The organism is Methylomonas sp. 2BW1-5-20, assembly GCF_052474515.1.
This window is the reverse complement of the sequence record NZ_CP184127.1, coordinates 1851706-1874151: the sequence shown is the minus strand read 5'-3', so window position 1 is coordinate 1874151 and position 22446 is coordinate 1851706. Positions and strand designations below refer to the sequence as shown.

General features: G+C 52.6%; 13 protein-coding genes and 2 pseudogenes. 7 read left to right on the top strand and 8 right to left on the bottom strand.

Annotated features, from left to right (window positions below; genetic code table 11):
• Nucleotides 1-6: 6 nt before the first annotated feature.
• From ACH50O_RS08475 to ACH50O_RS08465, 3 genes are all read right to left on the bottom strand, one after another.
• Nucleotides 7-2070, bottom strand: coding sequence for a TonB-dependent receptor plug domain-containing protein (locus ACH50O_RS08475; RefSeq protein WP_446811583.1), 2064 nt, complete (start codon nt 2068-2070; stop codon nt 7-9).
• Nucleotides 2071-2082: 12 nt separating this feature from the next.
• Nucleotides 2083-4050: a TonB-dependent receptor plug domain-containing protein gene (locus tag ACH50O_RS08470; RefSeq protein ID WP_446811582.1), complete on the bottom strand. Its 1968-nt coding sequence runs from the start codon at nt 4048-4050 to the stop codon at nt 2083-2085.
• A 258-nt stretch (nt 4051-4308) separates the two neighbouring features.
• Nucleotides 4309-5067, bottom strand: coding sequence for a TSUP family transporter (locus ACH50O_RS08465; protein WP_446811581.1), 759 nt, complete (start codon nt 5065-5067; stop codon nt 4309-4311).
• A gap of 358 nt (nt 5068-5425) precedes the next feature.
• Here ACH50O_RS08465 and ACH50O_RS08460 point away from each other — a divergent pair.
• Both ACH50O_RS08460 and ACH50O_RS08455 read left to right on the top strand, forming a co-directional pair.
• Nucleotides 5426-6672, top strand: a pseudogene (locus ACH50O_RS08460) (IS256 family transposase).
• Between the two features lie 39 nt (nt 6673-6711).
• Nucleotides 6712-6915: pseudogene (locus ACH50O_RS08455) on the top strand (transposase); the annotation flags it as partial.
• A 263-nt stretch (nt 6916-7178) separates the two neighbouring features.
• On the opposite strand, the gene ACH50O_RS08450 reads toward ACH50O_RS08455, so the two are convergent.
• Complete coding sequence (locus ACH50O_RS08450) at nt 7179-8120, bottom strand: outer membrane protein (protein WP_446811580.1); 942 nt, start codon at nt 8118-8120, stop codon at nt 7179-7181.
• 444 nt (nt 8121-8564) lie between these two features.
• Between ACH50O_RS08450 and ACH50O_RS08445 the strand changes: the two genes are divergently transcribed.
• Nucleotides 8565-8984 carry an HNH endonuclease signature motif containing protein gene (locus ACH50O_RS08445; protein WP_446811579.1) on the top strand — a complete coding sequence of 140 codons (420 nt, stop codon included), beginning with the start codon at nt 8565-8567 and terminating at the stop codon, nt 8982-8984.
• A 74-nt stretch (nt 8985-9058) separates the two neighbouring features.
• Here ACH50O_RS08445 and ACH50O_RS08440 read toward each other — a convergent pair whose 3' ends face one another.
• Complete coding sequence (locus ACH50O_RS08440; protein WP_446811578.1) at nt 9059-10471, bottom strand: efflux transporter outer membrane subunit; 1413 nt, start codon at nt 10469-10471, stop codon at nt 9059-9061.
• Between the two features lie 499 nt (nt 10472-10970).
• Here ACH50O_RS08440 and ACH50O_RS08435 point away from each other — a divergent pair, with 499 nt between their 5' ends.
• The 4 genes from ACH50O_RS08435 to ACH50O_RS08420 all read left to right on the top strand — a co-directional run bounded on the left by ACH50O_RS08435 (nt 10971) and on the right by ACH50O_RS08420 (nt 19090).
• A complete protein-coding gene (locus ACH50O_RS08435; RefSeq protein ID WP_446811577.1) occupies nt 10971-12578 on the top strand; it encodes a ShlB/FhaC/HecB family hemolysin secretion/activation protein in 1608 nt (535 codons plus the stop codon).
• A gap of 18 nt (nt 12579-12596) precedes the next feature.
• Nucleotides 12597-14852: a CHAT domain-containing protein gene (locus ACH50O_RS08430; RefSeq protein WP_446811576.1), complete on the top strand. Its 2256-nt coding sequence runs from the start codon at nt 12597-12599 to the stop codon at nt 14850-14852.
• Nucleotides 14849-18193 (top strand): beta strand repeat-containing protein, encoded by a 3345-nt coding sequence (locus ACH50O_RS08425; protein WP_446811575.1) that lies wholly within the window; start codon nt 14849-14851, stop codon nt 18191-18193. Before ACH50O_RS08430 ends, ACH50O_RS08425 begins: the two co-directional genes overlap by 4 nt.
• Before the next feature lie 147 nt (nt 18194-18340).
• The gene (locus ACH50O_RS08420; protein WP_446811574.1) at nt 18341-19090 is read left to right on the top strand and encodes a DUF928 domain-containing protein; all 750 of its coding nucleotides are present in this window, start codon (nt 18341-18343) and stop codon (nt 19088-19090) included.
• A 45-nt stretch (nt 19091-19135) separates the two neighbouring features.
• Here ACH50O_RS08420 and ACH50O_RS08415 read toward each other — a convergent pair whose 3' ends face one another.
• The 3 genes from ACH50O_RS08415 to ACH50O_RS08405 all read right to left on the bottom strand — a co-directional run bounded on the left by ACH50O_RS08415 (nt 19136) and on the right by ACH50O_RS08405 (nt 22433).
• The gene (locus ACH50O_RS08415; RefSeq protein WP_446811573.1) at nt 19136-21043 is read right to left on the bottom strand and encodes a CHASE2 domain-containing protein; all 1908 of its coding nucleotides are present in this window, start codon (nt 21041-21043) and stop codon (nt 19136-19138) included.
• 19 nt (nt 21044-21062) lie between these two features.
• Entirely contained in the window at nt 21063-21776 is a 714-nt protein-coding gene (locus tag ACH50O_RS08410; RefSeq protein ID WP_446811572.1) for a Crp/Fnr family transcriptional regulator, read from the bottom strand.
• A gap of 291 nt (nt 21777-22067) precedes the next feature.
• On the bottom strand, nt 22068-22433 hold the full coding sequence (locus ACH50O_RS08405) for a hypothetical protein (RefSeq protein WP_446811571.1): 366 nt from the start codon (nt 22431-22433) through the stop codon (nt 22068-22070).
• Between the last annotated feature and the right edge of the window lie 13 nt (nt 22434-22446).

Here is a 22446-nt window from a genome sequence, read left to right as displayed (position 1 = left end):
TGCCGCCTAGAAATGCCAGCGCAAGGTGCCGTAAACCTCGCGTTGCACGGCCGTGGCCGTCGAAAACATATCGGCGCCGTATTCGAAGTGACTGCTATTCAGCAGATTGCGGCCGACCACGCCAAGTTCCACACCCGCGCCCATATCCCAGGCGAGGCGGGCGTCCAGTTCTTGGTAAGCTCTCGTTTGCGTACCACTGATACCGATGGCGTCGGAATAATGCCAATTCAAATCCAGTTTAAGTTTCGGCGTTAGTTGATGCATGGACCAAAGCATGGCTTTATGTGCCGGATAACTGTCGCCCGATGTCATCGTGGTATTGGCTGGCGCCATTGGCGCCAGCCGAAATCGTTCTTCTTCATGGCTGTAGCTGGCGCGGAGTTTCCAACCCTCGCTAGCCTGCCAATCGACGCTGACTTCGCCGCCATAGACTTGCACATGCCCGTAATTGTTGTAGTCCAAAGTCATGTAGCCGGAGAGGGCATGAAGGTTAGGCGTCAAACTGGAGTAATCGTCGTAACTGTAATGGTACAGAGCCACGTCGGCGCTAAGTTGGCGATGCAATTGACCGCGCCAGCCCAATTCGAAGCCGATCATTTTCTCGGCGGAGACGTCCGGGTTACCGGTCAAGCTGAGGAGCACGGGTACCGTGTTACCGCCGATTATCTGCGGCCGGATTTGCAAGCCGTAAGAAATATTTTGTTCCACCCAATTGGGTGTGCGTACCGAGCGCGATACCGAACCCCAGAACGAATGTTTGTCGTCGGGCGTCCACAGTAAGCGGGCATTGGGTTGCACTTCGAATTGCGTGACCGGGTTGTGCTCCAGTTTACTGCCCAAAGTCAGGTGCCAGCGCTCGGGTACCAGCGTAATATCGTCCTGGGCGAACAGGCTGTAGATGCGGTCGGTGCGATTGTTTGCACTCATCGCAATCTGCGTACTATCCTGGAAGTTATTCAAATTGAAACGGATGCCGCTGCCCCAGACCAGCATATGGCTATCGTTTAGCCTGTAGTTGTGCTGAAAATCGACATCGATATTGTCTATCTGATATTTGGAAGACAGATAAGGCGATTTCCGGCTATGTCTGTCCCAATACATGCGCAATACCGTGTTGGAGTCGGCGTTTTGATATTGCTCCCAGCGGCCCTGTATAAAATGACCGGAAAATAGCTGATCGGTGGGTAATAACTGCGAGTAGGGCGGTGCCGATACTGGCGTCATATGGGATGACAGTGACGGAAAGCTTTGTAGGGCGCCGTCGCTTTCGCCAAGAAATGCATCGCCTTGCAGCGTCAATTTATTGGTGATGTCTATGGCTTTATCGTAACGAAAGCCGATTTTACTCATCTCGCCGGCGTCGGCGGCGGAATTGGCCGAGCCCTGCGTTTTCGAATCGTTGTAGTTTGAGTGGCGACCGTAGAGTTTTAGATAGGCGTCGTTGCCGAGATCGGCGCCGTAACGCAAGCCGCCGCCGTAACGTTGGTTGCCGATATTGCCAGCCAGCAGACCGCCTTGGGTGTCCTTGGCGGATTTGGTGAGGATGTTAATTACGCCGTTGACCGCGTTGGCGCCCCACAGACTGGCGCCGGGGCCGCGGATCACTTCGATGCGGTCGATGTCGTCCATCATCACGTCCTGCTGATCCCACCACACCCCGGAAAATAGCGGGTTATAGACGCTGCGGCCGTCTACCAATACCAGTAACTTATTCGCAAATTGGCTGCTGAAACCGCGCATGGAAACAGCCCATTTATTGCCGTCCACCTTGGCAACGTGCAAGCCGGGTACCACGCGTAAAGCCTCGGGAATGGAGGTGGCGCCGGTCCGGCGAATTTCTTCGTTGCTTAGAACATAAATGGCGGCGGGAACTTGATTGACGTTAGTTGGGACTTTCATAACCGAAGTTACGTCCAGCGTCATCAATTGTTCGACGCTGAGATTGGTCAAGTCGGGTAAGTTGTCGTTCTCCGGCGTTTGATTGGCGGCATGTAAAGCGCCCTGAGCGAGGCATAAGGCAGCGCCCAGGCAAACAATCCAGGGTTTTGATTGGTGGAACGCTTTGCTCATGATCGTCACCTTCTAATACGTCAGTTGCAATTTCAAACGAAACTCCCGGCCGTTCATGTGCAATAAATCATATCTATCGCTGTTGACGAGCATCTCGTAATGGCTGTCGAATAGGTTGTAAACTCCAAACGAAACATCCAAACCGTGCAGTAATCGATCGGAGCTCAAATTAAGGTTGACCAGATTGTAGGCATCGGCCTTGCCGCTCTGAAAAGCCTTGCGGTCGCCGATATAAATATTTTCGATACCGAGTTTGACAAAGTTATCGAACAGCGGCTCGGCATAATGCAGTTTGAATATGTTTTGCGGTGAACCGTAAGCCCAGATGCCTTGCCTGGCTTCGTCGGTAAACAGACTATAGGTATAGGACGCCTTGAACATTCTGCCGCTGTCCCAGCGTTTTTCCGCTTCCCATTCCGCGCCGTAGGCATGGTATCTGCCGACGTTGTCCAGCAAATAGGTGTTCGGATTGGCTTGCAATAATTGCGAAATGTCGTTGTAAAACAAAGATGTCAATATCTTCAGACCGCCGTGCGAATGCCATTCGACGATGGCTTCGTAACTTTTGATTTGCTCTTCTCGAAGTGTCGGATTGAGCCCGTAGTAGTAATTGTTGTAGTCCAGATTCCAGGCATGTGGCGCGCGAAATGTCGAACTATATAACAGCTTGAATGTGGTGCTGTCGAGCGGGTTCCAAATCAGACCCAAGCGCGGATTGAGCTGTAGACGTTTGAGCATATGGGTCTGATCTAAGCGCAGACCGGCGCTGAATACCAGATTGTCCAGTACCTGAATATCGTCTTGGGCGTAAAGTTCTACGCGATGGCCGCTAAGGTCGCTGTCTTGGTAGATTTGATAAGGCTGGGTAACATAGCCGAATTGGCGCTGAGTTTGGTCGTATTGATATTCCAAACCAAAAAGTAGTCTATGTCTATCGAATACGCTAGTCGTTAGTTGCGCTTCGCCACCCCACCAACGGCCGCTGCTTTGGTCGTGATAAATGTAATTGCCGAGATTGTTGTACGGATCTTCGGCCATGTAGTCGTAGCCTTGGTAAAAGCCCTTGGCCATAACCGTGGTTTTTGCGCTCAGGGCTTTTTCATATTTCAGATTGGTGAAAAACTGTCTGTCGTAAGTGTGAGATCTGGGGTCGTTGAAAATGGAGCCGTACGCCGCTGTCGGTACGCGCTTGTATCGATCGACAAAACCGCCGCTCAGGGTAAACTCTTCGAACTGCATCCTGCCGAACAAACGGTCCGAGCGTTCGGCGTCCATGTTATGGGCGATGCCGTTATTGGTGTCAGGCGCGTCGAAAGCCGGGAAATACAGGTTTTCGACGCCGCCGGTATCGTAATGCGATGCCGAAACCAGTACGTCGGCGCCGTTGTCGAATTGTTTGCCGTAACTAACCCGGCCTTTATAGGTGTCGAAACTGGCAACCTCACCGGCGAGTTGCGCCCCATTCACCGCTTTACCTTTCTTGGTGATTACGTTGATCAAACCCAAAAATGCGTTGGCGCCGTAAATGGTGGAGCCGGAGCCAGGGATAAATTCGATACGCTCCACCAAATCCATATCCAGCATGAATTCCTGGCCGATATTGGCGGAGTCGAAGATGTTTTCGTTCATGCGTTGGCCGTCGATCATGAACAATACGCGTGAATTGTAATCGCCGGGTTGAATGAAGCCCCGTACGCCGACGTAACTATAGTTGCGGTCGTTGCTGGTAAACAAGCCGCGCATGCTGTTCAGCGCGTCCGCCAAGGTCCGCCAGCCGAAAGTGCGGATGTCGCTGGCGGTTAATATTGAAACCGAACTTGGTGCCTGACTGGCTTTTTGCCCGAGCCTGGAGGCGCTAATGATCTCCAGGTTTTGCAGTTGCTCGATGGAAAGATTGGTTAAATCCTCCGGCGCTGTTTCGCGAGCCGCTACCGAAGCGCAACATGCCAGCAAAATGGCCGAAATGCTCAGCTCACGCATGAAGAATACGGGCGGTGGATAAAGCTAGATACGGCACGATGAGGACTTTGTTGATGGAGATTAAGGGAAATTCTATTAACTATTTAAATTTTGCTGTCGAAAGCTGTGGGCTGTCATATTATCCATTATTACCATTATGGTAGTGACGAATAATCATCGCGGATTCGTCAGTCCTGCTTTGCCAATACATGGGGCGTCGGCACGATAAGCAAAGCTATAGCCTTCTAGACGGCACTGAGGCGGGAAGCAGTCTCGATTTTACCTAAAAAACGCATCGTAGCCGGTTTTTAAGATCAAACATCCGACCACAACTACAAAAATTCGTCGCACAAAGGACGGGCCATGTTTTAACGCCAAGCGGGTTCCAATCAAACTGCCGGTAATATTCGCGCCGGCCATGATCAAACCCAGCTGCCACCAAACATGTCCCTTACTGGCAAATAGCAGCAGTGCGGCGCCGTTTGCCGCCACATTCAGCAACTTGGCCGCCGCGGAGGCATTTAAAAAGTCGTAGCCTAAAATGCGAACGAACAGGAAAATAAAAAAGCTGCCGGTGCCCGGCCCGAAAAATCCGTCATACCAACCGACGATAGCGCCGATGAGGCAGGCAATCGCTATCTCGCGACCGAGGGGATGAAGCGGGGCATGTACATGACCTAAGTTCTTTTTTGCCAGCGTATAAATAAAAACCGCTGATAACACGACCGGTAAAAAGCGCCGCAAAAAATCGGGATTGACTTGCGTCACCGTCCAGGCGCCGCTAAAGCCGCCAACTAGCGCGAATAGGGCGGCGGGAATCAGCACCCGCCAGCGCATATCAACGCGTCGCGCATATTGTAGCGTGGCAATACTGGTACCCCACACCGATGCGCATTTATTGGTACCGAATAGCGTGGCGGGAGGCGAAGACGGGAAGGTGGCAAATAATGCCGGTACCAGAATCAAGCCGCCACCGCCGACGATGGAATCGATTAAGCCGGCAAACAGCGAGGCGATGGACGCAATGAGGATTTCCATATCAGTTCAGTCGGATCTTGTCCTTAAAATTGGTCCACGATAGCATGAATTGGGCGGATGGGATTTCATCGTTCGCAGGACGCGGGGATGCTAACTGCACCACAAATGCGACTGGCGAGGTCAATTTCGACTGCCGAAAAGGTATGCGGACAAGCTACTATGGGAAGAAATTGGATTACATTTGCGCCAATTTGATTAAACGGAGCGATGTTATTTTGCCGTAGCGTCAGCGATCCCCAATAAATAAAGAAAAAGCGCACGTTGAGATACCTATCTGCCTGATCGGCAGGAGGGTGTAAGAATTTTTGTGTAAACGGCCCTGAGGTAGGAAACTACCGATTCTGATAAGGAGGAAACCATGACCGTATCATCAAAAGCCATACCGGATGACCTACTCGACGCCTTGATGTCGCACTCTCAAAAACCCGAGGACCTGATCGGTGTCGATGGCCTGCGGAAGCAGTTGACCAAAGCGATAGTAGAACGGGCCCTGGAAGCGGAAATGACCGCGCACTTGTGCCACGGTAAACATGAGGCGGTGACCAACGCCAGCAGCAATGCCCGAAACGGCAAATACCCAAAGGGCACAAGAGCCGGAAAACGCTGAAAGGTGACTTCGGCGACTTGCCTATCGAGATTCCCCGCGACCGTCATGGCGAATTCGAACCGCAGATCATTCCTAAGCATCAACGGCGCTGGACCGGTTTCGACGATAAGATTATTTCGTTATATGCCCGAGGACTGACGGTACGGGAAATCCAAGCCCATTTATTCGAGCTTTACGGCACCGAGGTATCCCCCACCTTGATTTCCTCGGTGACCGACGCGGTACTCGAAGAGGTGGGCGTCTGGCAAAGCCGCCCGCTGGATCCGATTTACCCGATTGTGTACCTCGACTGTCTGCATACCAAAGTGCGCGATAGCGGCAGCGTGCGGGTCAAGGCCGTCTATCTGGCCATCGGCGTCAATCTGGACGGCCACAAAGAAGTGCTGGGGCTATGGATTGCCCAAAGCGAAGGCGCCAAATTTTGGTTGCAAGTGGTCACCGAACTCAAGAACCGTGGCGTCAACGACATCTTTATCGCCTGTGTCGATGGTCTGAAGGGGTTTCCGGAGGCTATCAAAACCGTGTTTCCCAAGGCGGCCGTTCAACTGTGTATTGTCCACTTGGTCCGTTATAGCCTCAACTATGTCAGCTACAAAAGGCGCCAGTCGGTTGCCGACGACCTCAAGCGCATCTATCAATCCGCCACCGCCATGGAAGCCGAGCAAAAGCTGACCGAATTCGAGGCCAACTGGCTGGAGACCTATCCCACGGTCGCCCCCATCTGGCGACGAAACTGGGGGCACATCATCCCGTTTTTCGACTATCCGCCCGAGATTCGCAAGGTGATCTACACCACCAATACCATCGAATCGGTGAATCGAAGCCTGAGAAAAATCATGAAAAACCGCGCGGTCTTCCCCAGTGATGACGCCTTTTCCAAACTGCTCTATTTGGCGTTGCGCAATATCAGCCAAAATTGGACCATGCCCGTCTACGATTGGAAAGCCGCTTTGAATCGGTTTAGTATTCAGTTCGAAGATCGCTTCCCTAGCCATTAAACCAAACTACCGTTTACACAAAATTTGGGACACTCCCCTTACAAACAATCTCGGCGGGAACGTAAGAAGGTCGAAATGCTGTTTGCTCATCTCAAACTTATCTTGAAGATGGACAAACTACGTTTACGAGGATTCAGTAATGCCAAAGATGAGTTTCTATTGGCGGCGACAGCCCAAAATCTAAGGCTAATGGCCAAGAGGTTGGCAATAGCTGAACCAGTAACCCAATTGATACCCGCATAACGGCAATAGAGGTCGTATTCATGCACCAAAAAGCAAAAAACTCACCTGCCAGCTTTTGAAAAACAACGGCAATCAATCAAAACGCCCTTCCGACTTCCTCCTCTCAGAATACCGCCTTTTTCAACACAATCGATCGATTGCATTCTGTCGGCTGCGTCCGGAGGCGGCTCGTTCAAAACGTAACGGATACTAAGACGAGAACAAAAAAGCCGGTTTTACCCGGCTTGATGGTTAATGAAGATGCTACGTCTTAATTACTGATGTTAAAAAGCATAACCAAAACCGGCTCTTACAGTGGTGTAGTTTGTTTGGCTTTTGGGTTCGTAGTAGGCCGAAGATGGGCCGGACATCTCGGACTGACCGTAATCAAATCCTATGTATTCTGCTCCCGCGTTAACATGGAAGTTTTGGTAAAAAGCATAATCCAAGCCCAAGCCTACTTTATAGAAAACCGAACTGCCAAGGTGAAGCGTCCCGGCTCCTCCATCGTTACCAATTGCGCCAACGGCGAAATTATTAATGCCGGAAGAGGCCATGGTCGATGAAAACGTACTTCCAACCATAGCATTGGCAGTCAAAACCAGCTTGTTGATTGGTGAAAGCTGAAACATTGAGCCGAATGCGTAGTAATAGTTATTGTAGCTTTCTCTTGAAACAGTACTGGCAGGTGCTATTGTGAGGATCGGAATTTCGGAATCGATGTGTCGTTTCCAGTTGTGATGCCCGACTTCCACAAAAGGCGTAATCATAAAGGAATTGCTAAGTTCAAAACCCTTACCAAATCTGCCGCTAAAATCGACCAGCTTGGCATCATTTTTTTGAGTTAGACTCCCATAAGCGCCAAGTGTTGGGCCAAGAATCACAGGCACGGGGACGTTACTAGAGCCTACGTAATTAGTCTCGCCATGCAGCTGGCTGAACTGAAAAGCAAAGTAAGCGTTATCGACTATTAAGTTCTTCATAACGGATAGTGAAATTCCAAACCCTGGAACAAAACCTCTTTCAGTATCTGCCTTTATCCCCTCTTTAGAAGTTTCAGTGTAATCGACATCCGTTGTAACAAAATGGACCCCAATCTGACTGTTGGAGGAGACTATATCGGCCACGTCCGCGTTGGCTGACTGCGATAACGCCCATGCCGCACCGCCTAGTACCAAGGCGATGTTTCTGAGCGAGTTTTTGTAATTATGATTTGAATAATTCATGTGCGCAGTTTTTAGAAGTTGATAGGCAGGTGTAAAAAATATAGCAGCAAATTAAAATTATCCCCATCGCCGGTATGATTTTAGCTATCCCATGGTTAGAGTTGGAGTAGGTTTTGATGAAAAAACGCGCGATAAATCGGATGAGAGTCCCACGAAGGGATTAGGACTCGGTGCCGGACAGTTTAGCGGTGTTAAACCTTTGTGGAGTGGACTGAAAACTAAACAGCGGATTCGACACAAAGTCCCAGTATTGAAATGCGTCTAATATTGGCAGTAGCCTGTTTAGCTACTGCAATTTGTAGGGGTTTTTAATTTCAATTAAATCAAATGGTTGAAGTATATATAATATCGGCAGCCCAGCTACCGGACAAATCAACGGCTTGAGACTAACGGCCTCGGCGCATTTTGCGCTTTATCAGATTTTACTCAGAACAAACACACGGCATGAAGACACGTGCAATATTGATCATAGCAATACTGTCGGCAATATCGGCAACTTCCTCGGCAGCCCAACAAAAACGCAGCGAAGCCGCAAAAAACGCTTTTAAACATGCCAACCCTTGTCCTTCCAATGGAAGAAATTACGGGGCCTGTCCGGGCTACGTCATCGATCACATCATAGCTTTAGCGTGTGGCGGTGCCGACGATCCCAGCAATATGCAATGGCAAACCGTAACGGCGGGGAGAGCAAAAGATGAATGGGAACGGAAGGGTTGCAAAAGCTCGCCAACCCCAACCACATTCAATCGCCGTTATTCTTCGCGACCCAAGCCCGGCTATTACCTAGGTCCCAAAGGCGGGTGCTTCACCTATTCGGCTTACGGCAAGAAAAAATACGTCGAACAGGCCTATTGCAGTCGATGAATCCACTAAATACCCGTCTTATGGTGAAAACTTAATCCAGGTTCGGAGTTAGGCTTAACCGTTCGCAAAATGCGTCATTTGTTTGCCGCTATTTCGACCGCCGGCCAGCCCCCGCCCAACGCCTTATAAAGCGTGACGGTATCGGCAAGGATTTGTTGCCTGAGAACCGAGAGGGATTGCTGAACTTCCAACAGCCGACGTTGCGATTCGAACATCTCCAGCTGCGTAATCAAACCTTCCCGCAATTGATCTTGCTGTTTTTTGACAACCATACTGAGATTTTCGAAGCGTACCTTCAGTGTTTCCTGCTGAACCTTCCGATTAGCCAAACTGGCCAAGGTGTTTTCCACTTCCTCAAATGCGGCGATGACGGATTGTCGATACTGTTCTTCGGCGATTTTGGCTCTAGCTTGATTGATCTCGACTTGAGCGATCAGGTTTTGATCGAACAGCGGAATGTTCACAGCCGGCCCCATGCCGTAAGTCCAGACTTTGATAGCAGTGGACAGCAGGTTACTCATGCCGCCGTTGGCAGTAGCGGAAATGGTTGGCAGCCTTGCCAGCCGGGCTTGTCCAACCAGATTGTGCGCTTCCAGTACCCGGTATTCCGCCGCAACGACATCCGGGCGTCGCGATAACAAATCGGATGGCAGGGCTGCCGGCACGACCGGCAATTTTAGCGTTTGTGTAGCAGTATCGTATGCCGGCACACGCATCGATCCGGCGGGCATGCCCAACAGACTGGCCAAGCCATTTTCGGATACTGTGCGCCGTCTTTCGAATTCCAGCATGCCTTGCTGCAAGACCTTGTTTTCGGCTTCCTGGCTCAAAACCACCGTGACAGGAATAATACCTTCGGCGACCTGGTTACGGTAAATATTTAGAATGAACTGATTGCGCTCGATGGCTTGTTTTTGCTGGACTATCTGTTCGTCGATCTGACGGATGAAAAAGTAGAGTTCCGCCACATCGGCTGCGGTTTTCAACCATGTCGCACGCCAATCGGCTTCGGTCGCATCGTGGCTGGCCTGTTGCGCATCGACGCCCTTTTGAATTTTCCCCCAAAAATCGATTTCCCAATTCAAATTGGCTGAGGATTTGTCGGCCAACCCGGATTGCGAAACGGAATAGGTATTGCCTAAATCCCCCCCGGGATATACCTGCCGCGTATAGGTGTGTGGCGCGGAAAATCCGAGATACAAGGTGGGCCACCAACCTGCGCGAGTCCCGTTGAGGATAGCCTCGGCTTCCTCAATGCGGTGGGCCGCAGCCCGTAAGTTAAAGTTGCAGGTGATGGCTTTTTCCATAAGCTCATTAAGATCGCTGTCGCCGAAACTCTTCCACCATTCCCGGTCAACTATTTGTTCCGTCGGTGTGTTAGCGCCTAACCATTCGGCTTTTTGCGGTATGTCGGGACGCTTGTATTCCTGGGTTTCCAACAGAGAACAGGCGGCAGTCGCCAGTGAAAGCAGGGCAGTAAGCAACATGCTCCGGCACGATAGGCGACGCCGGCCCGGCGAGATTGGGCTTCCTGACCGGAAGCGGCAAACATCGGCAGATAATGTCGATTTTTCGTAAGGGCTGGACATTGCTTTTCTCGAATCAAATGGCGGAATGTGACCGCCATTGAGCCACCAAGTTTCGCAAACGGCCTATGACTTATTTCACTTCGCTATAAGCGTTCGAAATGCAGAATAACCTTAAGACAAAAAATCCGTTAATTTGCAAGGTTATTGCTTTGCAGGGTTAAATGGTTTCTAATTTTTAAAAATTCGTTGGGTCAAAGTGGATATAGTCTGAATAGCACGCTAATTCCCGATAGTCACGTAGGGAAGTCCTGTAGCTCGGTTTTCCTTCCGGAGATCGTTCAAATCGACAATCACGACAATATGGAATTGCATGAGGTCTAGTTTTTCGATAGGGGTAGTAGCATTGTCGCTGGGGTTGTCGGTGAGCGATGTCCGGGCGCTGGGTGGAGCTGAATCAATGGATCGTCCGAGCGCAAGACCCTTGCCCTTTCCCGAAGATAAGCCTGACAAAGCAGATGAGGTGTTTAGCCTGCCGCCGATAACAGGCTTGCAGCCGCGGACAGTCGATAGCCGCAAGGTGCCGATTAAGCGCATTTTGCTCGATGGCAACACCGTGTTTACGGAGCAAGAGCTCAACGTTTTGATAGAAAACTATCAGAATCGCTTGGTCTCGATTAACGACATTGAGCCGCTGCGGCAACGACTGACTCAATATTATATAGACCGCGGCTATATCAATTCCGGTGCGGTAGTCGCCGCCGACGCACTGCAAGACGGCGAACTACGCATTCATCTTGTGGAAGGCAAACTAAGCGAAGTTAGAGTCAGCGGTGAGGAACGCCTGCGCGAGAGCTATATTGTCAACCGGTTACAGGCCGATGACCAAGCACCGCTTAAGCTCGACGAATTGCGCGATAGGTTCCAGACCCTGCTATCCGATCCGTTAATAGAACGAATGAATGGCCGGATGTTGCCCGGTAATAGTCCCGGCCAAGCGATTTTGGATGTCGAGGTGACTCGCGCTAGACCCTATCAATTAAGTTTATTTGGCGACAATTACCGGCCGCCGTCGATCGGCGCCGAAGCGTTCGGCTTGAACGGTTGGGTGCGCAACCTGACCGGATTGGGCGATGTACTGGATTTTAACTTTATCTACAGCGCCGGATCGTCGCGTTACTTCGGTGGTTTCAGCGCGCCGGTCACGGATAGCGGCACACAGGTTTTCTTTCATTTCGACGAAGGCGATTCATCGGTGATCGAACAACCGCTAAAGTCCTTGGATATTCAAAGCAAGGTGCATAATCTCGAAGGTGGGTTCAGTTATCCCTTGATCAGCAGCTTTCGCAAGCGTCTCAGTGTGGGCTTGACGCTGGCGGTGCGCGAGAATCAAACAAGTTTACTGGGGTTACCGTTCTCGTTTACGCCGGGTCAAGCCGGCGGACGCAATCAAGCGACGGTCTGGCGCATTTTCCAGGATGGTTTATGGCGCGGCGAGCGTCAGGCGCTGGCGGCGCGCTCGTCATTCAGCGTTGGCATGAATGCGTTGGGCGCCACTGCCAAAACGTCAGCTCGTTATCCGTCCAGCGAGTTTTTTTCCTGGCTAGGGCAAGCGCAATACGCGTACCAGGTGTTGGACGATGGCAGCCGAATTGTATTGCGCGGTAATGCTCAGTTCAGCGATGCACCGTTACTACCGCTCGAACAAATAGCAGTGGGCGGAATGAACAGCGTGCGCGGCTACCGTGAGAATCATTTGGTAAGAGATAACGGCTACAGCGTATCGTTGGAATTTCATTATCCCTTGTTTAAAGAGAATGGTACCGATACCCGGCACCGCTTGAGCCTTATTCCATTTTTCGACTACGGTGCGGCCTGGAACAATGCCAAAGCAGTCAATAACAGGCGCGATGCGCTTTATTCGGTCGGATTAGGGCTCAGTTGGCAATTCAGCCGTCTGTCCGCAGACTTTTTTTACGGGTATGCGCTGAATCGTAGCGATATTGGCAGTCGCGGCGATTTACAAGACGACGGAATACATTTTCAGGCCCGTTTCGATGTTTTTTGAGCGCGAGGATTGGCAGCCGTGTCGGGCTATCAGAGATTTAATCTATCGCTAAGGATGTCGCTGGCAATATTCTGCGGCTGGTGTTTACTCAGCGCAATAGCCAAACCGAGTTTTGCTTATGCAAGCTTTGACAATGATTTGGCTCAGGGCAAGGCCCTCTTGCGGCAAGGCCAATTCAATCAAGCGCTGGATTTCGGGATCAGCGCCGGGAGCGCGGCGGCGACAGCCGAACAAACCGCGCAAACTGACGGTTTTCTCGGCCTGGTGCATTTCCAAATGCGCCATTATCAGCAAGCCGACACACTTTTGCGCCGTGCGCTTACTACGGAAAAAGGTCCGGACGCAGATCGCGCGCGATGGATGGCTACATTGGCCAATCTGGAATTCAATCGCGGTCGCCCCAAAGATGCCAGTCACCTATATGCGGACGCCTTAAAGTTGGCGCACAACGATCAGGCTTTAACCGCCAATATCCGCCTGGGTCAGGCCAATCTGCTGTCGCCGGTCTTGCGTTTGACGGAACTGCAAAGCATATTCGACTTGCTGCCTAAACTAAATAATCCGCCCGAACAGAGTCGTTTTCTGATTAACATCGGTAGCCAGGCCGCCAGCCTCGGTCAAGCAGGCGTCAAGTTGGCTTACAACGCGTATCGGCAAGCAGAGCAGTTGGCTACGGGACAACCGCACTTGGCAGCGGAAGCTTTGGGCGGCCTGGCGCAATTGTATGAAGACGATCAGCGCTGGGAAGAAGCGCTGCATCTAAACGATCAAGCCATCCGGTTTGCGCAAACGGTCAATGCCAGGGAATTGTTGCTGAATCTGGAATGGCGCAAGGGGCGGCTGCACCGCGCGTTGCATGAATCCGAATCCGCGCTGGCCGCCTACCAACGGGCCGTCGAGCATATTGAGGCGCTACGCCTGGATATTCCGGTCGAATATCCCGATGGCCGGTCTTCGTTCAAGGAAACCTTACAGCCCATTTATTTGGGGTTGGCGGATTTGCAAATCACCCTGGCGAAGCAGCAGCAAGGGAAGCTGCGCACTCAACTATTGCAAAGCGCCCGTCAATCCGTGGAATCCCTGAAACAATCGGAAATGGAAGACTTCCTGGGTGGCCGCTGCGCGTTGGCAAATTCCAACAGAACCGTGGTAGATGCCGTGGAAGCCAGGACGGCATTGATCTATCCGCTTATTCTTGCCGACCGTTTGGAAGTGTTAGTCAGTATTGACGGTGAGGTCAGGTTGTTCACCCAAAATCTGCCGGCGACGACGATTCAAAGCCTTGCCCGCAAATTTTCCAAGGCACTGCGTAACCTGAGTCCTGACGCCAAGAGCCTAGCCCAGCAACTGTACGGTTGGCTATTGGCTGCGCCCGAGCCTTGGTTACAAGAGCGACAAGTGCGGACTATTGTGACGGTACCGGACGGGGTTCTACGCTTAGTGCCATTTGCGGCGCTGTACGACGGCGAGCATTATTTGATAGAGCGTTATGCGGTGGCAAATTCGCCGGGATTGACGGTATTGGATCCGGTTCCGCTGCAACAAGTTGGCGGTAAGGCCTTATTGGCCGGTTTAAGCGAGCCGGGGCCGGTAGTGGCCGATTTGCCGGCCGCTTTTTTTAGTGCCGTGGGCAATCCGAGCGGTCGAGACCTCACTATTGCTCAAACTCAGTCTTCGGCGGGCGCGGAAGACGCTGGTGCAAATCAGCGCCTGAAGCAGCAGCTTCGCTTGCCCGGCGTCGCCAAGGAGATCGATAGCCTTAGCCGGCAAATGCCGAATACTGCGTTATTGAACGAACGTTTTACGGTGAACAATTTCAAGACCTTGGCTGGTGAAAACCATTATTCGATAGTCCATATCGCTTCGCATGGCGTGCTTAGGGATAGCGAGGAAAGCAGTTTTATAATGGCCTACGACGGCGTTATCCGCTTCAACGATCTGGAGCGATTGTTCCAGTCGGAGAAATTTAAGGAACAACCCATACAGTTGTTGACCTTGAGTGCGTGCCGAACCGCCGAGGGCGACGACCGCGCGCCGCTTGGCTTAAGCGGTATCGCGCTTAAATCCAAGGTACGTAGCGCGGTAGGCAGTTTATGGCCGGTGGCGGACCAGGCCACCTACGAGCTAATGGTCGAATTTTATCGGCGGTTATCTTTGCCTGGCCTAGGCAAGGCGGAGGCTTTGCGGCAGGCGCAGCGAACTTTGCTCGGCGATGCGCGTTTCGAACACCCCTATTTCTGGGCGTCGTTTATTTTGGTGGGCAATTGGTTATGACGAGGCATCCGCTGGGTTTAACCAAAAATAGATTGTCACTGCTAGTCTGTATTCTTCTATGGCAATCCGATGTTATCGCGGCGGACGGCATCGCTACGGATGGCAGCGTGGGCGGCGCTGCCCGGGTGTTGAGCGCGCCTAATGTGGCAACGAACCTGGAAATTCGACAAAGCGACGGCCAGACGCATGGGCACAATTTATTCCACAGCTTTTCGACGTTCAACATCGAAGCAGGGCAAACCGTCACCTTTACCGAAGATGTTCCAAATAGCCTGGACAATGTAATTTCCAGGGTAACCGGCGGCAGCGGTTCTCAGATCAACGGCATCCTAAAATCAACGCCTCTCGGACATGCCGATTTTTATTTGATTAATCCGTCCGGCATTGTTTTCGGGGCAGGGGCCCAGGTCGATGTGCCGGCGGCCTTGCATGTCGGCACGGCTGACGAGGTGATTTTCAACGACGGCAAACATTATCGCGCTGACTTAACGTCGGCAAGCGAACTTAGCAGCGCGGCGCCGACAGCGTTCGGATTTCTCGGCACATCGGTCGCCAACAACGGCCTGATCGAAATAACTGGCAGCCATTTTGGCGTAAAAAACGGGCAAGCCGCCGATTTCGTCGCCGGCGACATCCATATCGACAGCCAAGCGTTGTTGACTGCACCGGCCGGCGAATTGCGCTTGGTGGGCCGGCATGGTGCAGGTGAAGTTAGCCTGCAGCCGAGCGCGGAAGGTTCGCTGCTGCTACCGGTAGAGACACCCGACGATGTAAATGCCGGCTCGATACGCATCGACAACAGTTCGCTGATAACCGCCGGCAGCGGCAGTGGCCGTATCGCATTTTGGGGAAGCGATGTGGATTTTCGCAACCATGGCGCCGCGGTTGCGATAAATACCGGCGCGGCCGCTGCCGGCACCGACGCAGGTGTGTCAGTCCGGGCAAAGACCTTACAAATCACGAATGGCAGTCAGCTGGCCAGTACCGCGAATGCGGCCGGCAATGCCGGTGGATTGAGCGCTAGAGCGGAAAATATTCTTATCGACGGTCAGCAAGCCAACGGTTCCGGTATCGATACCGGGTTTTTATCTTTCGCCAATCCAGGCAGCAGCGGTAGAGCGGGGGATGTGAATATTGCCGCAACCAACCATTTTGAAATGCGGAACGGCGGAGAAATCATCAACGGCACTTCGGGATTGGGTAACAGCGGCGACACCACGGTTACTGCCCACAGTCTGCGCATTGCCGGCCCGACGTTTACCTGGTTTCGCACTACCGGCATCAAATCGGCCAGTTTCGGCCCCGGCGATGCGGGAAATATAAGCGTCGCGGCCGATAGCCTCGAAATCGACGGCGAATATGCCGCAACCGGCGGTGTAACCGGTATTATGTCTTTCGCCTCTTCCAGTAGTTCCGCCAAGGCCGGCAATGTGACCATAGACACCAGCGGCGCCGCGAATATTCTGAATGGCGGGCTGGTTGCCAGCGGCAATTGGGGCTTGGGGCACGGTGGAGCGCTTTCGGTGCGGGCGGCCGAGTTGAATATAGCCGGGCCGTCGCGAAACGGCTTCGGACTTACCGGGATCTACTCGGGGAGCTATGGCGGTTATTCCAGTCCGACCCGAGACAATGCCGGCGGCGACATAGACATTCATGTTGGCGGATTGAATATCGGCAACGGCGGCAGCATTTTTAGCGCCACATTCGGAAACGGCGACAGCGGCGAGATTTCGCTAACTGTCGATGTGCTGAGGATCGATGCGGCTGCTGGCGGTGAAACCGGGGTGTTTTCTATCGCCAAACGTAATAGTAGCGGCAATAGCGGAGCAATAAATATTCGAAGTGACGGCGCGGCGGCGATTCTTGACGGCGGCATGATCAAAAACGCCACATTCGGTTCCGGCGATGCCGGGGATATTAGTTTTACTGCCGGTAGTTTACTGATCGATGGCAGGCAGGCAAACCCCTTAGGCATGGCGACGGGAGTGTTTGCCAATATCCAGCAGGGCAGCACCGGTAAATCCGGCGATGTGTATGTCAAAGCCAACGGTGCCATAGATATTTTGGAAGGCGGGGAGATCAATCTCGGCAACCTGGGTGCTAGACAGGGCGGAAACGCAACCATCAAGGCCGCCAGCTTGAATATCGACGGCAAGGGCCATTTTTACAACGATAATCCGACCGGCATCCTGGCTAATGCGTTTCATAGCGGCAATTCCGGATCAATCGCCGTGCAAACCCAAACTTTGAATATCGCCAATACCGGCAGGATTTCCACATCGACATTTGCCGGCGGCGATGCGGGCGCGATTAATGTTTTGTCGGAAAATATATCGATAGACGGCAATGGTCAAAGCTTGCTGACCGGTATCGCCTCCCGAGCCAACCCCGGCAGCAGCGGCGCCGGCGGTTTGATAAATGTAACTGCTATCGATACGCTGAGCCTGAAATCCCAGGGAAACATCAGCACGTCGACCTTCGGTGCCGGTAGTGGTGGCAGCGTACGGATAAATACCGCAAAACTGATCTTGGACAATGCCTTCGTCACCGCGCAAGCCGTGCAGGGTTCGGGAGGGCGGACCGGAAGCATCGGCATCGCGGCCGAGCAATCGATTATATTGACTAATCGGGCGGATATCAGCATAGAAAACGATGCCTCGGTCGGCGATCCGGACGCCATAGCACCCAGCCAACTGCAGGTGTCGGCGCCGACCATCCAGCTCTATAACAGCGATATAACCACGCGCTCGACGGGCAATGTCGCGGCTGGGAATATATCAATCGATTTCAGCGAGTTGCTCTATCTTGATCCATCCTTTATTACGACCGCTGCCAACAACGGGAACGGCGGATCGATCGTCGTGACGGGCGGCGGTTTGATTCATTTGCTGGATTCCGGATTTATCACCACGGTGGATGGGGTAAGCGGCAACGGCGGTAATATCGAGCTAAGCGCGGGGCTATTGCTGATGGAAAACGGCTTGATCCAAGCCAATACCTCGGCTGTCGGCGGGGCGGGCGGTAGTATCAATTTAAGCCTGGGCGGCCTGCTGTTCAGCGGCGATACCTTAGCTGTCGGAGGTAATAGTCCGATAAGTTGGCAGCCGGGGGTTTTCGGCTTGAATGTGATTCAGGCCGCTGCGCCGAGCGGACTCAGCGGCACTATCAATTCCTCCGCGCCGCGCCTGAATCTTAGTGGTGACCTAGCCAACCTAGGGCAGCCGCAATTTGATAGTTCGGTACTTAGCCCCGATTATTGCGGCTTGGAGACCGGTAGTTCGCTAACCCGCGCGGGTAGGGGCGGTTTGCTTCCAAAAGCCGACGAATGGTCTGCCTATTAGCGGTTTACCCTACATTTTGGCGACTGTGAAAAATTTCATAGGTGCTTGCTGGCTGTCATGTCAATTTAGGTAGAAATTTATTCCGTACTGTAAATCAATAGTCGACAACATCTTCGCTGACACGCCAAGCGGAAGGAGTGCTAAATCATGCTGAGTCGCCGCCGTTTAGTTTTATTGGGATTGCTAATGCTATGTTTAGCGCCGCTTGCCGATTTGCTGGCCGGCGAGAATGATCGCACTTCGTCGCCAGCCTACAAACCGCCGCCTTTGGGTGCTCCGTCGCCCAATATATTGGTCGGAGGCGGTACCCGGACTTTGGATTTTGCGGAACAAGCAGACCCCGATTCCGCGGCCGGGCAGTCAGTCGTTGCCTTAGCACCCAAACAAACTGGCTTAACAGCTCACGCCGAGCCGACATTATTTTGGTGGACGAAGCACACCGTACCCGTCATTTTGACTCTTGGTTCTTCGACTCAATCGTCGACCGTGCAATTTAGTGTCCCTGAGCGCGATGGGGCAACAAATCAAGACTGGTCCGGACTGGGCCGGATTCCGTTGGCCGAGCAAGGTTTTCGGCTCAAGCAAAATGTTGAATATCGATGGGCGGTGGCATCCGGCGACCGGAGAATCACGACGCAGTCGTCCGGGACAATTGTCTACCGGGAGCCGTCGGCCGAATTGAAAGGAAAACTCGATCACGCCGATCGCTTGGAACAAGCGCGGCTTTATGCCCTGGCGGGCTATTGGTACGATGCCGTGCAGATCTTATTGGAGTTGACGGAGGCTAAGCCGCAAAACAGCCAAAGGCCGCGAGAGGTATTACTCCAATTGCTGGCCGATGCGGAATTGGAACTGCCGGGGTTGATACGAATTTCGCCGGTTTATCCTAATCGGTAAAGGCTTGCCTTGACTGCCGGATGGATAAACCATGCGGCGAATATTTTATTTGGTCAGTAATTCGAACACGGTAATTGCACGGCCCTTGCCGCGTAACCTGAATCTGCCCAATGCCTGCCGGGAAAAATCAGGCCCTAGTTCCGCTTCGGTGGCTTCCCCCATTAATATACGGGTAGGGCGTTGAACACAATCGGGCACGAAGGTTTTTTTATCAAGTTGTTCAAGCCGAGCGGCGATATTGACTGCGTCGCCATGGACAGCAAACTCGCGCCTCGTCGCAGTGCCCAGACTACCGGCTATCAATTTGCCGGTGTTGATCCCGATTCGCATACCTGTTACCGGTAAATTTTGGCTTTGCCATTTGCGATTGAGTTCCTGCAGCTTGCGGTTCATCGCCAATGCGCAAGCGGCGGCCTGTGCGGCTGTTTCGCCTGGCTTGGAACATTGGCTTGCGCTGAGCGGTACGCCGAATACCGCCATAATGGCATCGCCGACAAAACGAACGATAACGCCGTCGTGGGCGTGTACGCAGTTTGCCATCGAATTTAGATAATCTTCCAACCAGGCAATGGCGACGGCCGGATCGAGTTTTTCTACAATCGAGGTAAAACCGATCATGTCGGAAAATAACACGGTCGCCGTGGCCGCAACCGGTTCCGGCGGCATATTTTGCAGGATGCCGTCGCGTCCGGCCCAAATGGCTTGAGCGACTTGGGGGGAAACGAATTGTTCAAACAATCGCATCGTCTCGGTTTTTTGCCGTTTCTCCCAAACTGCGGCATAAGTGCTCATCGCGGCAAAAGCCACGCTCCAGCCGCCGGTTGGCAATATAACCGGCAACCAGTATCCGGCGCGAATCGCCAACACGGCAAAACCTATCGTCGCCGCAATCCCCATTAGCCACAGTAAAGGCAGACGCCAGAGCGAAATGGCGCGAAAACCAACCAGGCAGCCGGCGGCGATCCAGATCGACAGCCATAGCGCTTCGGCGTATTCCGGCAAGCTCGGATTCGGGCGGCCGCCATCGATAGCCAAACGCAGCAACTGGCCGATTATGAATGCATGCATGCGCACACCGGGCGTTTTACCGATTGCTTCGAGAGGGGTATGGAAATAGTCTTTGACGCTTTGGGCATCGGTACCAATCAGTACGATGCGTCCTTTTAATGTTTGCGGCGGGATGCGGCCTGCTAGCAGATCGCTTAAGGAATAGCTGATGAAGGTGTCCGGGGCGTCGCGGTAATCCAGCATAAACTGGTAGCCGGCGGTATCGGCGCCGCTATAGCCGCCGGCGTTGGGGGCGAGCGGTGGAAAGGTACTGTGGCCGAGCTTAAGAAAGGCCGGGTTGCCGGCATCGGCTACCGGTAGTATGCCGTGCCGTTCCAGGAAGCGTAAGCTTAGCGTCAATCCGAACGACGGCACCATATCGTCGCCTTGTTGCAAGTAAAGCAGGGCTCGTCGGGTAACGCCGTCTGGATCGACAATGATGTCGTTAAATCCGATCCGGCCGCTATTCCGCAATGGCGGCGGCGCGCCAACGCCGTGCAATTGCGAGCCGCTCCATTTATAGGTGGCGATAATATTGGGGTGACGCAGCAGGGTGGCGCTCAAGGCTTCGTGTCCGGGAGGTATTGCAATATCCCTGTACATGTCCAGGCCGATGGCGAGTGCTTGTTGCTCCGTTTCCAGCGTTTCCAACACCGTCGCGAGTGTGGCGTCGTCTATGGGCCAGCGGCCCAACTGTTGGATTTCTTCTTCGCCTATGGTGATGAGTGCGATTCGATCGTTCGCCGGCAGCTCGGAGCGGAAGCGTAGTAAACTATCATAGGCTTTCAATTCCGGCGCTTCCAGATAGCCGCCTTGCCAGATGCCGGTCAATAGCAGTATGGTGAAGATGCATACCAGCAATCCCGCCAGTCGCGCAGACTTGAATATGCCGGACAAAAAGTTCAAAACCGCTCGTTGGGAAATATCAGATCACTTCGGCGAACATCTTAAAATCGGGAACCCGCAAGATCGAAATGCTATCGGTTTCCTGCAGGATAATGCCATCGCTTTGCCACGCTCGCAGCTGTTTATTGACACTTTCCCTGGTGGCGCCGATCAGGTTGCCTATCTGGCGCTGGGACAGCGTCGATCTGATTTTAAGTACCTTGTTATCGCTAGTGTCCTGGTGACTGGTTTCGGCCATTTGCAGCAGCAATCTGGCCAGACGGGCGGGGATGCTGAGCAAACCGATGTTTTCCAGGGTATTGCTGGTGTTTCGGAGTTTTTCGCAAAGCAGGCTAATCAGCTGTACGGCAACTTCCGGATGTTTTTTGATATACGGCAGAAAATCTCGGCGACGGATGATTAGAAGTTGGCAATCGTTGAGCGCGACCGCATCCGCAGAGCGCGATTTGCCGTCCAAGAGTGCAATTTCGCCGAACACTTCGCCGGGATGGATAATATTCAATACGATTTCCCGGCCGTCCGCCGAAATTGCGCCGATCTTCACTTCACCGCTCAGCACGATCATCATGCTGTTGCCTTCTTCGCCTTTCTGGAAAATTATTTGACCGGCCGAAAATTTCCGTTGGATTGCCAAGGTGAGAATATTGTCTATTTCGTTTGCTTCGAGTTGGCCGAAAAGAAAATGATCGGCAAGTAAGTAGCGCTTATCGGTGGTCTGGTTTTGCAACATCATTCGCCTTATGTCACTGAACAAAAATTCCAATTTTATTCAAGGATTGTCATGACTTACGCCAAGTAATGTCAAATTTATATTCGGTGAATATTCGAATTCGGCAGTTTGGCAAATTCCACTGTTTTTACTTAACGTTGCTTTTGGCACCGGGGCACATCCGGAGCATTTGCTGGTTAAGCGGGTTGGCGGGTTGGTGTTAATAGTCGAGCAGGCTAAACGGTGGGGCTGCGGTACAAATGGATCAATATGCGGTCAAAGGCCGATCACTAAAAGACGTTGCCAAACAGCCCGCTAATCTTTCTGTTTGCCGCTGCCATTCGAAGACATTGCCAACATCATCAAGCAGAATAAGAGCAGTATCGGCCAGGAATAGGGCGCGACCAGGAATATGCCTAACAGTGCAAAACCCAGGGCGGTGAAAAATATCAGCATTCCCACGCCCATTATAGCCAACGCGGCTAGCACACCGATCAGCACCGCTACACTTAGTAAAACCGGAATAGCGGCTAATCGGTACAAGGGGTCGGCGACCGGCTGGCCGTTGATTAGCAGATTAAACTGGCCGACGTCGGGATGGAAAAAATACACCATGCCGGCAAGCAAGCTGCCGAGCAATAGCGTCTTTAACAGCAAATGGCGGTTGTCGGGTCGCGACATGGCATCTTCCTCG